An 11510-nucleotide genomic window follows, 5' to 3' on the forward strand; every position below is an offset into this window, starting at 1 on the left:
CGGTCGGTGTGTGGGGGATCATGGAGTACCGGTGCTCAATGGTGAGACCGCCCGTTGCCACCGCCCCGCCGCGAGGAGCCCCCATGCCCGCCCGAATCGTTCTCGTCCGCCACGGTGAGACCGAGTGGTCGGCCACCGGCCGCCACACCGGCCGAACCGACATCCCGCTGACCGGGGAGGGCCGCGCGATGGCCCGGGCGCTCGGCGCCCGGCTGGCCAAGGCGCCCTGGAACGGCCTGCCGGAGGCCGTGGTCCTCACCAGCCCGCTGGACCGCGCCAGGGAGACCTGCGCCCTGGCCGGCTTCGGCGACCGCGCCGTGGACCGCCCCGAGCTGCTGGAGTGGGACTACGGCCAGTACGAGGGCCGGACCGGCGCCGACATCCGCGCCACCGACCACCCGGGCTGGCTGATCTGGCGGGACGGCGTGCCCGGCGGCGAGAAGCTGTCCGACGTGGCCGCCCGGGTGGACGCCTTCCTCGCCGACCTCAACGACGAGCACGGTGTGCCCGAGGCCGACACCACCGTGATGCACTGCGCCGACCGCGACGTGGTGCTCTTCGCCCACGGCCACCTGCTGCGCATCCTGACCGCCCGCTGGCTCGGCCTGCCGCCGGAGTTCGCCCAGCGCTTCAAGCTCGGGACGGCCGCGCTCTGCGTGCTCTCCTGGGAGTACGGTGCCCCGGCGGTGGAGGTCTGGAACGACCTCAGCCACCTGGAGGGCCTGAAGCACTGACCCGCCGCGCCCTCCCGGGCGCTGCGGCGGACGCGCCGCCGGGGAGGGCGGGCCCGCCGGGACGCCCTCCCCGGCCGTGCCCGACCCCGGGCGTCCGTCGGCTCAGGCCGCGGCCGCCAGGTCGTACCGGACCAGGAAGCGGCCGACCTCCGGGACGTTCCGGTGTACGCGCAGCCGCTCGGCGGTGTCCGCCAGCATGCTGCGGATCCGGGCCGAACGGACCTCACCGAACAGCGCTACGGCGGCGTCGCCGTGGTGGGCCGCACCGGCCAGGTCCCCCCGGCCGAGCCGGTCGTGCGCCAACTCGGCCGTGTACAGCAGCCGGTTGCGGACGAAGTGCGGCTCCTGGAGCGCTATGGCCAGCCCGGCCTGCTCGCTCGCCCGGTCCCAGTCGCCGAGGGCCGACCAGCACTGGGACTGCAGTCCGGCGATCTCCGCCTCGCCGAAGAAGGACATCCACTCCGGGTCCGCCTCGGAGGGGCCGCGGTCGAACAGCGTGTACGCGCGGGACAGCGCCCGTTCGCAGGCGGTGCGGTCCTGCAGCAGCGCCCAGCCGCCGGCCTCGCGCATGGCCAGCAGCGCGAGCAACCGGTCGGAGTCGAGGTCGCGGGCGGCGGCCTGCCCGGCCTGGGCGGCGCGCAGCGCCTCGCGCGGCCGGCCGGCGTCCCGGGCCAGGAAGGCGCTGTTGCAGAAGACGTGTGCCTCCAGGGCGGCGTCGCCCGCCATCCGGGCGGTCGCCAGCGCCTCGGCGTAGAGCGAGCGGGCGTCCGCCGGCCGGTTCGAGTCGTGCGCCAACCAGCCCACCGAGATCGCCAGTTCACCGGCCCCGGCCTGGAGCCGGCGCTCGGTCTCGGGGCCGTACTCGCCGTCGTTGAGCATCAGGTACGCGGTGCGCAGCGACTGCCCGGCCTGCTCGAACAGGGCGTCGGCCCCGTGCGCGTCGTCCGCCAGCCGGATGTCCCGGACGGCCTGCTCGACGCCGAGCACCTCGGCCGTGCCGACCTTGCGCGGCGGCGGGACCGGCCCCGGCCGCCCGGGGACGAAGGCGGCGTCGGGCTCGAACAGCGCCGGTCGGGTGCCGAACCGGCCGGCCCCGGGCCCCGCTTGGGCCGGGATGAAGCCGCCCGCCGCCCTCGTGGCGGCGCCCGCACCCGGGGCGGGGCGGGCGGCGGGGGCGTCGACCGGGCGGTCGAGGCCGATCACGGTGGCCAGCGCGGCGGAGCCGCCGGCCAGCAACGTACGGCGACGCACGTCGTCGTTCTCCTCGTCGAGATGGTGCGGTCCGGCGGGCCCCCCGGGCGGCGCCGCGGGCCTCGGCGGCAGGGGCCCGTCCGGCGGGGGCGCCTCCGTGTACGGCGAGGCAGCGTACGGGGGCCGGGTGGAGAGCGGTGATCGGGGGGCTGGCACGGGCGGGAACGAAGGGTGGAGCGGGGGTGGTTCGGCTCCGGTGCCGTTCGCCGGACGTCGGCGGACGGCGGTGCGGGGGGAGAAGCCGAGGTCGGCCAGCGACCGGTCCGGCCACATGTGCCGGAAGACCCGCTCGTACGCGTAGTTGGGGCAGCGGATCTCGCCCGCCTCGACCCGTCCGACGTAGCGGGCGTCGCAGGAGACGTGCTCGCCGATCTCGCGGGCGGCCCGGCGCACGGCCACGGCGAACTCGCCCGGTGAGCGGTCGCCGCGCAGCGCGCGCATCACGGTGTTGGGCGACGGGCGGTTCGGCTCGGCCGGTGGGGTGGCTGCCATGGTGCGCTCCGTGGTCGTGCTCGGTGCTCGCTGCTCGGTGCTCGTGCGGGGTGGCGGGTCCGGATCGTGGACGGCTGTGGAGGGGCCCGGCCGGGGTGGGACGGACCACCGGGCTCGCCACAGACAGTACCCGGAGTCACCGAGGCGCTACGGCGAGTTTGTGGCTGATGTGATGACAATTCGGTGCAATCCGGGCATGATTGCCGGGATCTGCCATGAAATGCCATGCCTTGCTGTAAGTCGCCCCGTGGCCTGGGCCGCATCCTCGGCGTTGTCCTGATACGTGGAAGCCCCGCCCGCCCCGCCGTCGCCGCGGCGCCCCCGGCCCCCGGGCGGCGGTGCTTCCGACCGGACGAGGTGACAGGAGGGCCCGTGATGGCCGCCGGACTACCGCAGTACCGCCGCCTGGTCGCCGGGGGCGTGCTCGCCGACGCCGCGCCCGCCCTGTTGCCCGAACCGGCCGACGAGCGCGGGCCGGTCCGTGGCTCCGCCGCCGGCGGCCGCGCCCCGTGCGGCGGCGGCAGCACCCCGCTCCGGCGCATCGGCGCGGACGACGCCGGTGCCGGCGGCGTGGTCGTCGCCGGCTACGACACGGTCACCGTCGCCCTGCGGCACGGTCTGGAGACGGTCGACATCCTGCGGCTGCGCCGGGCCTGCGGCGTGGTGCTGCAGAGCCGCAACGGCAGCACCCTCTCCTTCTTCGTCCCGGCCGGCACTTCCGCCACCTGGCACCTGCCGGGCAGCTCCTGTACTGCCGGAGCGCTGCTGCTGCCCGCCGCCGACCCGCGCTGGGTGATGCCGCCCGCCGGGGCCGGCTGCGGCGCCCGCCCCACCGACGCCTGGGTCCTCCGGTCGGCGCTCTGTGAGGCCGCCTGCACCCTCACCGCCGGCGGCCTCGGCCCGTTCTGAGCCGCGGCCCCCGCGGCCCTCCGCCCCCGCCCGCAGACCGCCTCCCCCCGCTGCTCGGCCATCCCGGCCCGGCTCAGCTGCGGAACCCTCCCGCGCGGCGGCGATAATGGCCGGCATGGGACGCAGCAGCAGGGCCGGCAGCGGCAAGGACCGAAGCCGAACGGCGGCCGACCCGCAGCCGGCGGCCACCGGCCCCGGCGGCCGGACGCACGCCCAGGGGCCGCTCACCCGTCCCGTCGACTCCGGACTGGCCGAACTCCGCCCCGACCGCGACCGCCCCGCCGCCTGGTCGCTGCTGATCGACGGTGCGCCACAGTCGATGGTCGACCTCGCCGACCCGACCCACCTGGGATTCGAGTACCAGCGCCGGCTCGGCCACCTGATCGACCTGGCCGCCCCGCCCGGTCGCCCGCTCACCGTCCTGCACCTCGGCGGCGGCGCCCTGACCCTGGCCCGCTACGTCGCGGCCACCCGCCCGCGCTCCCGCCAGCAGGTGGCCGAGATCGACACCGCGCTCACCGCACTGGTGCGCACCGAGCTCCCGCTGGAGCGGAGCTGGCAGATCAAGGTGCGCGCCGCGGACGCCCGCAGCGTGCTGGAGCGGGCCCCCGAGGCCGGCGCCGACCTGGTGATCGCCGACGTCTTCTCCGGGGCCCGGGTGCCGGCCCACTGCACGACCGTCGAGTTCACCGCACTCGCCGCGCGGGCGCTGGCCCCCGGCGGCCGGTACGCGGTGAACATCGCCGACGGCGCGGGCCTGTCGTTCGCCCGCTCGCAGATCGCGACCCTCGGCGCGGTCTTCCCCGAGCTCTGCCTGCTGGCGGACCCGGCGGTGCTGCGCGGCAAGCGCTTCGGCAACCTGATCCTGGCCGCCGCGCACGCGCCGCTCCCGCTGGCCGAGCTGGGCCGCAAGGTGGCCACCGACGCCGCGCTCGGGCGGGTGGAGCACGGCCGTTCCCTGGCCGACTTCGCCGCCGGCGCCGCACCCGCCACGGACGCCACCGCATCCCCCTCGCCGTCCCCGCCCCCGGGCGCCTTTCTCTGACCGCACGGCGTCCGCGGCGCCGGTCCGACGGCGCTGGGCCGGTGCGGAAAAGCGCTTGGCCGCGGTCGGCGGGGCGTCGAGAATGGGCACTCCATCCGGAATGCGGACGGCCGTGACCGGCCGGGGGGACGTGCGATGAGGATCAGACCGGCTCGACCGGAGGAGGCGGCGCTGCTCAGCGCCATCGCCCTGCGTTCCAAGGCGTACTGGGGCTACGACGAGGCGTTCATGGCCGCCTGCCGGGAGGAGCTGACCCTGGACCCCGCCGCGGTCGAGCGGCGGCGGACGGCGGTGGCCGAGGCCGGCGGGCGGGTGCTGGGCTTCGTCACCCTCGTCGGGGCGCCCCCGCAGGGCGAGTTGGGCATGCTCTTCGTCGAGCCCGACAGCATCGGGCGGGGCGTGGGCCGTCGCCTCGTCGGCCACGTCCGCGAGCGGGCCGGGGTGCTCGGCTTCCGCCGCCTCACCATCGACGCCGATCCGAACGCCGAGCCGTTCTACCTCGCGATGGGCGCGACCCGGATCGGCACCACCCCGTCGGAATCGATACCGGGCCGCGAACTGCCGCTGCTCGCGCTGGAGATCGCGGCGGGCACGGGGGCCTGAACGGGCGGGGCCGCGGTCAGTGGCCGCGGGGCAGCCCGCGGTGCTTGCACATCGCGGCCCCGGTCAGCAGCAGCCCGGCCGCGATCGGGGCGAGGACGGCCGTCCCGGTGCCCGCGAGGCCGTGCCCGACCGGATCGGCGGCGACCACGGCCGGATCGACGGCGGCGAGGTTCTCGTGCGGTGCGGAACGCTCCGCGGCGGCGGCGCCGGGTACGCCGGTACCGCCCGGTCCGGACGGACCGGCGGTCGGACCCCGCCGCTCGGCACTTCCCTGGACGGGGGGTGGGGCGGCCGGGCCGTGCGGCCCCGCGGGCGGTGGCACGGGCCGTCCCGCGGCGGTGCCGGAACGGCCGGACGGCGCCACCGACTCCACGAATTCGCCCTCCCGGGCGGGGCCTGCCTGAGCGGTGCGGGCCTGCGCGGGCACGGCGCCGAGCAGCCCGGAGGCGATCGCGAACGCGTCCGGGACGGCGGCCGGCTGCCCGGGCAGCGGCAGGCCGCCCGCCATGATCCGGCCCTGGAGGACGTCGCCGACCCGCGCTCCGGCCGGGCCGGAGCCGGGGGTGGCGGCGGCCGCGGCGAGTCCGCCGAGCAGCCCGGGCGAGCCCGGTTCGCCGTCGCCGGCCGGCGCCCGGCCGGCGGCATGGGGCTGCCCGTGGGCCGATGCCCCGCCCCGGTCCCGGCCCGTGCGGTCGGAGTCCTCGCCCCCGCCGCCCGAGCCTTCGCCCGGTCCGTTCTCCCGTTCCCCGCCGGCGGGCCGCTCGGCTGACCCCTCGTCGGGGGCGCTGCCGCCGCCCAGGGTCCGGCCGACGGTGCGACTCACCGGCTCGGGCAGTGGTTCGGCGGTCGCGGCGAGCGCCCCCGGCGCCCCCAGCCACCAGACCTGGGCGAGGAGCGCTCCGCCGACCGCGACCGCCCGCCCCCGGGTCGGCCGCCGGCCGTCCGTGCGCCGCGTGAGGCCGACGCCGCGTCGGACGGGTTCCGGTGCCATGGTCGCGTGATTGGCTCGCACGTGAATCGAGAACGAGCGGACGGGCCGTGAGGTCACGGTGACCGTTACGGACAGTCATCGTCGCGAGCCGTGACCGCGCTCCCGACCGGCCGGCCCCAGGCCCGGACGCGCCCGGTGGTGGTCAGGAGTTGGGGCGCAGGGTCCAGATGACGGTCATGACGCCGGTCACGGCCCCGTCGGCACGGGTGATCTCGACCGTGACCGGGAACTCCGGGCGCTCGCCCTTGTCCAGCTCGGCGACGATGTCCGCGGCCGGGCGGCCCAGCACGGCCGTCGCGGTGACGGCGCCCATGGCCAGCTTCTTGTACGCGATCTCGGCGCTGACCGCGAGCGGCACCGCGCGTGAGAGCTGGTCGCCGAAGGCGCCCAGGACGATGCAGCCGCTCGCGGACTCGGCGAGGGTGAACATCGCGCCGGCGTGCGGGCCGCCGACGTGGTTGTGGTACTCGGGCTGGTCGGGCAGCCGCAGCACGGCGCGCTCCGGCGTGGTCTCCAGGTACTCCAGCTTGAGGGTGCGTGCCATCGGCACGGTCGAGTCCAGCAGCTGGCCGATCGAAGGTGTCGTCATGGCGGTCAGGTTACTAGCCGGTAGCTTCTAGCGGCAGACCCGCCGGCAGATCTCACACCCCGGATCCGCCTCGGCGGACGCGGCCAGCGGCTCCCTCCGGCCGCTTCCGTTGCGGTGGGGCGCCGGTTGCGGGTGGGGAAGACCCGGGGTGCGGAAGTCCCGGGGTGTGGAAGTCCCGGGCACGCGAAAACGCCTGAGGGCCGATCTCTTCCGAGATCGGCCCTCAGGCTCTGGGGTGAGTGACGGGACTCGAACCCGCGGCCACCTGGACCACAACCAGGTGCTCTACCAACTGAGCTACACCCACCATCTGTCCGGCCCGTTCCCGCTCCCGCGTTCCCGTTCCGACAGGAAGAACTCTACAGGATCCGAGAGGGTGCTCGCGCCAGGGTTTCGACCGGGCGTCCGTAGGCACCGTCCGGCGCGTTCCGGGGGCCCCGACCGGGGGCCGCCGGAACGCGCCGGGGAAGCCGGGTCAGTCCGTCGACGTCGGGGCCTGGTACTTCTCGGCGATCGCCCGGGAGGTGTCGGTGTCCGGACCGGGCTGGGGGACGAACACCGCCTCGCGGTAGTACCGCAGTTCGTCGATGCTCTCGCGGATGTCGGCGAGCGCCCGGTGGTTCCCGCCCTTCTGCGGGCTGTTGTAGTACGCCCTCGGGTACCAGCGGCGGGCCAGCTCCTTGATCGAGGAGACGTCCACGATCCGGTAGTGCAGGTGCCCCTCCAGGGCCGGCATGTCCCGGGTCAGGAAGCCGCGGTCCGTCGCCACCGAGTTCCCGCAGAGCGGCGTCCGCCCGGCCTCGGGCGCGTACTCGCGGACGTAGGCGAGGACGAGGGCCTCCGCCTCGGCGAGCGTGACGCCGTTCTCCAGCTCGTCGAGCAGGCCGGAGGAGGTGTGCATGGCGCGCACCACCTCGGGCATGTTGGCCAGTGCCTCGGCGGGCGGGCGGATGATGACGTCGACGCCCTCGCCGAGGACGTTCAGCTCCGAGTCCGTCACCAGCGCCGCGACCTCGACCAGGGCGTCCCGGTCGAGGTCGAGGCCTGTCATTTCACAGTCGATCCATACCAAACGGTCATTCACGCCACTCACCCTACGGCGCGATCGCGCGCCGCGGGCACCGGAGGAGTCGAGCGCGGCGCCGGGGCGCAGGCCTCGGCGGCACGCTCGCCCTGGCCGTGGCCGTCCGGCTCGTGCGACTCGCGGGCCGGGCCGGCCTGGCCGACCGGGTGGGACTGGTGGGCGTCCCGAGCGGCCCTGGTCTCGCGGCCCGGGTCCGGGGCCGCGGCCCGCCCGCCCTGCGGACGCACCTGGGGAGCCCGGGCCTGCCGGGCCCGGCCCTCCGCCGAACCGGTCGCAGGAGCCGGTACCCGGCCGGCGGGCGCACCGTGCCCGCGACCGCCACCCGGCCCGACACCGGGCACGCCGCTCCCGCCGGCCGGGCCGGAGTCGTCCGACGCCTGCTCGGCCGCGGCGCGGTGCCCCTGGCCCTGGCCGCGTGCACCGGGCTGGGGGTGGCCGTCCTCCGCGGCGGCGTGCTCCGCCGTACGCGCCGGACGCCCCGCCCCCGGACCGGCCTGCGGCGGGACCAGCGGCGACCGGACCGGACCCCGCCCCGCCCCGGGCTGCCCGGGGTGCGGCTGGTGCGGGTACGGCTGCGCGGCGCGGGCGTGGAACCCCTGTGCCACGGGCTGCCCGTGCTGGCCCGGGTGCCCGTGCTGCCCCTGGTGCCCGGAGCCGCCGGTCGCCGGGAACGCGGCCCCGGCCGACTGCCCGTGCTGCCCGAGCAGTGCCCCGCTCGCCGCTGCGGCCGCCGCAGCGGCGGCGTGCGCGCCGGCTGACTGCGCGGCGGCGCCCACCGGCCGGAGCTCGCCCGCGTGCACCGGAACCGGCGCGGGCGCGGCCGTGCCGGGCCGCCGGGCCCGGTAGCTGGTCCGGTAGGCCGCCGGCGAGACCCCGAGCTGGCGCCGGAAGTGCCCGCGCAGCGCGACCGGCGACCGGAAGCCGCAGCGGCGCGCGACGTCGTCCACCGACAGCTCCGAGGTCTCCAGCAGCCGCTGCGCCTGGAGCACCCGCTGGGTGATCAGCCACTGCAGGGGGGCACTGCCGGTCAACGTGCGGAACCGCCGGTCGAACGTGCGACGGCTCATGTAGGCGCGGGCCGCCAGCACCTCGACGTCGAACTGCTGGTTCAGGTTCTCCAGCGCCCAGGTGACCACCTCGGCCAGCGGGTCGTTGCCGATCTCCTCCGGTAAAGACTGGTCGATGTACTGGGCCTGTCCGCCGCCGCTGCGCCGGCTCGGCACCACCAGCCGGCGGGCCAGCGCGTTGGCGGCCTCGGCGCCGTGGTCGCTGCGCACCACGTGCAGGCAGAGGTCGATGCCGGCGGCCGTGCCGGCCGAGGTCAGCACGTCGCCGTCGTCGACGAAGAGCTCGCGCGGGTCGACGTGGACCCGCGGGTAGCGCTTGGCGAGGGTCGGTGCGTACATCCAGTGCGTGGTGGCCGGTCGGCCGTCCAGCAGGCCGGCGGCCGCGAGGACGAACGCGCCGGTGCAGAGGCCGATGATCCGGGCGCCCTCGTGGTGGGCCTTGCGCAGCGCGGTGATCGCCTCGACGGGAGGCGGCTGGGAGATCGAGCGCCAGGCCGGGACCACGATCGTCCCCGCCCGGGCCAGCGCCTCCAGCCCGTACGGCGCGGAGAGCGTGAGTCCGCCGGTGGTGGCGAGCGGTCCCTCCTCCCCGGCGCAGACCAGCAGGCGGTAGCGCGGGACCCCGGCGTCCTGCCGGTCGACCCCGAAGACGGAGAGCGGGATCGAGCTCTCGAAGATCGGTGCACCGCCGAAGATCAGCACGGCGACGGTCTCGCGCCGGCGCCGGCCGGACAGCTTCCGGGGCGCGGTGGCCATCACGGGCGCGGAGGTGCCGTTCGCCCCGTGGCCGGTGACGCCGTGGCCGGTGACGCCGTGGCCGCCCGGGGCGTGGCCGCCCGGGGTGTGGGAGGCCGGGGCGTGGCCGCTCGGGCTGTGGCCGTTGGCTCCGGCGGTGACGCCCTGGCTCGCCGCTCCGGCGGGGAGCCCGCCGGTGGGGGTGGGCGCCGGGCCGCCGGAGAACGCCGGGAACGCCGCGTCCGCCGCCGGCTGGCCGGGGGCCTGGCCGTACGGATGCCCCTGGCCGCCGTGCAACGGTCCGCCGTACACATGGCCGCCGTGCTGTCCGGCGTGCTGGCCGCCTGTGTGCGAAGCGGCGACATGGCCGGGAATCGACGGGCCGGCATGGCCGACCGCCGCTGCGCCCTGGTTCGTCACATGACTGACGGACAGTCGGCTGACGGTGCGTCCACCGTGTTCCGTCGCGGCCGAGTAGGCCGGCGATCCCGCCGCCGCGGACGGGGCGGTGGCCGGGGCGGACGGGGCCGGAGCGGCCGCAGGGCTGTACGAGGGGTACGGGGCGGCGCTGGAGCTGCCGGAGAGGCGGGTGTTGGCAGCGGCGGAGGCGGCGGCTCTCGCGGAACGACCCGCGATGCCGGCCGCCGGCTGGCCGCTGTCAGGACCCGCGTCGCTCCTGCTCACCCTGCTCAAGGCGCTCAAGCCCCCTCGGTGGTGTGGTGTGGTGGTGCGGCACTGCTAGCCAAGATCGAATCTATCGGGTGGACCGTTGCCGTTGTGACAAGTTCACCATCCGACGCTATGTCGACATGGCAATTTGGCGTGATGCATTCGATCACGAAGCGTGGCACCCGTCGACCCTTCTGGGAAGGGGGCCTGTGCAAGGGTGGCTGGTTGTCGCGGGACCGGTCCTGGGGCGTCAGGTTCCCGCGCGCCCGGTCGGCGGGTCTGGGCTGCGGCTTTGCCCAAGGCCGGGGGAGTCGCCCGAGATTGGCCGAATATCGACGGTGCACATGCGGGCGCACGGGCGGCGAAGCGTGCGCCTCCCTGGCTTCATCCGGCCAGTGCCGGGGCGGGTCGGCGACGGTCGACCGCCCGGCGCTAACGTCCAGCCGTGAAGACCATCAGCCGGCTCGAACAGGCCACCGACAACGCTGCCGAATTCTGGCTCGCCCAAGCCCGCGCCCATGGTTGGCAGCGGCTCGTCGACCCCCGATTCACCGCGGTCCGCTGCGCCCGCACCCCGGGGGACGCCCACCGCGTGGTGGTGACCCGTCCCGGCGGGGACAGAGTCGCACTGGAGGACGACGTGGCGGGCCTCGTCCGGGAGTGGGGCAGCATCGCCGTGACCGTGGAAGACCCTTACGGGATGCTGGACATGACCCGCCACGGACTCGGCCACGGCCGTGCGATGGCCGTGATGACCCGCGAGCCGGGCCCGCTGGAGAACCCGCGCTTCGGTGTGCAGGCGGCCGCTTCACCGCCTGACGGCAATTCACCGGCGCGGGCGGGGAGCGGATCGGTGGCTGCCGGCTCCGTGGCGTCCACCGGGAACGGCGGCGGCTGGTCCCTGACGGTCGATGAGGTGCTGGGCGCGGACGGCTTCGCCGAGGTGGAGCGCGCCGTGGTCGAGGGCTTCCCGATCGAGGCCCGCCAGCCCTGGACGCGCGGGGGGATGCTGCCGGAGGCGCTGCTGGACGAACCGGGCCTCCGGGCCTGGCTCGGCCGGATCGACGGTGCACCGGCGGGTGCCTGCCTGACCTACGACGACGGCCGGGCCACCGGGGTCTACTGGGTCGCGACGCTTCCCGAGCACCGCTCCCGAGGGGTGGGCCGTGCCGTCCTGGAGACCGCACTGGCCGGCGCCCACCCGGACCGCCCGGCGACCCTGGTCGCCACCGTGCTCGGCGAACCGCTCTACCGGAAGCTCGGTTTCACGGAGCAGGGTCGTACGCACTGGTGGACGCTGCTCGCGCCTGCGGTCGAATAGCGGACCGGGTGGCCGGTCGG

Annotated in this window: 9 protein-coding genes, 1 tRNA gene and 1 pseudogene; 5 read left to right on the forward strand and 6 right to left on the reverse strand. The window is 76.2% G+C overall.

Translation table 11 applies throughout. From position 1 onward, the window contains the following. The first annotated feature begins 83 nt into the window (after positions 1-83). The gene (locus ACF9IK_RS23590) at positions 84-734 is read left to right on the forward strand and encodes a histidine phosphatase family protein (RefSeq protein ID WP_395296109.1); all 651 of its coding nucleotides are present in this window, start codon (positions 84-86) and stop codon (positions 732-734) included. Positions 735-836: 102 nt separating this feature from the next. On the opposite strand, the gene ACF9IK_RS23595 is transcribed toward ACF9IK_RS23590, so the two are convergent. Further along, on the reverse strand, positions 837-2477 hold the full coding sequence (locus ACF9IK_RS23595) for a tetratricopeptide repeat protein (RefSeq protein ID WP_395296110.1): 1641 nt from the start codon (positions 2475-2477) through the stop codon (positions 837-839). A gap of 375 nt (positions 2478-2852) precedes the next feature. Here ACF9IK_RS23595 and ACF9IK_RS23600 point away from each other — a divergent pair, with 375 nt between their 5' ends. The 3 genes from ACF9IK_RS23600 (at position 2853) to ACF9IK_RS23610 (ending at position 5034) form a co-directional block, all read left to right on the forward strand. Next, a complete protein-coding gene (locus ACF9IK_RS23600) occupies positions 2853-3386 on the forward strand; it encodes a hypothetical protein (protein WP_395296111.1) in 534 nt (177 codons plus the stop codon). Between the two features lie 106 nt (positions 3387-3492). Further along, positions 3493-4431, forward strand: a complete 939-nt coding sequence (locus tag ACF9IK_RS23605) for a spermidine synthase (protein ID WP_395296112.1) — start codon at positions 3493-3495, stop codon at positions 4429-4431. Between the two features lie 135 nt (positions 4432-4566). Next, a complete protein-coding gene (locus ACF9IK_RS23610) occupies positions 4567-5034 on the forward strand; it encodes a GNAT family N-acetyltransferase (protein WP_395296113.1) in 468 nt (155 codons plus the stop codon). Positions 5035-5050: 16 nt separating this feature from the next. Here ACF9IK_RS23610 and ACF9IK_RS23615 read toward each other — a convergent pair whose 3' ends face one another. The 5 genes and pseudogenes from ACF9IK_RS23615 to ACF9IK_RS23635 all read right to left on the reverse strand — a co-directional run. Beyond that, a complete protein-coding gene (locus ACF9IK_RS23615; protein ID WP_395296114.1) occupies positions 5051-6025 on the reverse strand; it encodes a hypothetical protein in 975 nt (324 codons plus the stop codon). A 142-nt stretch (positions 6026-6167) separates the two neighbouring features. Further along, on the reverse strand, positions 6168-6614 hold the full coding sequence (locus ACF9IK_RS23620; protein WP_238862693.1) for a DUF4442 domain-containing protein: 447 nt from the start codon (positions 6612-6614) through the stop codon (positions 6168-6170). 231 nt (positions 6615-6845) lie between these two features. Continuing rightward, positions 6846-6921: transfer RNA gene (locus ACF9IK_RS23625), tRNA-His, on the reverse strand. Between the two features lie 168 nt (positions 6922-7089). Continuing rightward, positions 7090-7698: an oligoribonuclease gene (gene orn / locus ACF9IK_RS23630; RefSeq protein ID WP_395296115.1), complete on the reverse strand. Its 609-nt coding sequence runs from the start codon at positions 7696-7698 to the stop codon at positions 7090-7092. An 820-nt stretch (positions 7699-8518) separates the two neighbouring features. After that, positions 8519-9521, reverse strand: a pseudogene (locus tag ACF9IK_RS23635) (helix-turn-helix domain-containing protein); the annotation flags it as partial. Between the two features lie 1093 nt (positions 9522-10614). Between ACF9IK_RS23635 and ACF9IK_RS23640 the strand changes: the two are divergent. Beyond that, a complete protein-coding gene (locus ACF9IK_RS23640; protein ID WP_395296116.1) occupies positions 10615-11490 on the forward strand; it encodes a GNAT family N-acetyltransferase in 876 nt (291 codons plus the stop codon). Positions 11491-11510 lie beyond the last annotated feature (20 nt).

The sequence above is a fragment of the Kitasatospora hibisci genome, assembly GCF_043950205.1.
Taxonomy (GTDB): Bacteria; Actinomycetota; Actinomycetes; order Streptomycetales; family Streptomycetaceae; genus Kitasatospora; species Kitasatospora hibisci.

Coding starts and splice junctions, on each gene's coding strand:
- ACF9IK_RS23590 (WP_395296109.1), top strand. CDS start 84: ATGCCCGCCCGAATCGTTCTCGTCCGCCACGGTGAGACCGAGTGGTCG.
- ACF9IK_RS23595 (WP_395296110.1), bottom strand. CDS start 2,477: ATGGCAGCCACCCCACCGGCCGAGCCGAACCGCCCGTCGCCCAACACC.
- ACF9IK_RS23600 (WP_395296111.1), top strand. CDS start 2,853: ATGGCCGCCGGACTACCGCAGTACCGCCGCCTGGTCGCCGGGGGCGTG.
- ACF9IK_RS23605 (WP_395296112.1), top strand. CDS start 3,493: ATGGCCGGCATGGGACGCAGCAGCAGGGCCGGCAGCGGCAAGGACCGA.
- ACF9IK_RS23610 (WP_395296113.1), top strand. CDS start 4,567: ATGAGGATCAGACCGGCTCGACCGGAGGAGGCGGCGCTGCTCAGCGCC.
- ACF9IK_RS23615 (WP_395296114.1), bottom strand. CDS start 6,025: ATGGCACCGGAACCCGTCCGACGCGGCGTCGGCCTCACGCGGCGCACG.
- ACF9IK_RS23620 (WP_238862693.1), bottom strand. CDS start 6,614: ATGACGACACCTTCGATCGGCCAGCTGCTGGACTCGACCGTGCCGATG.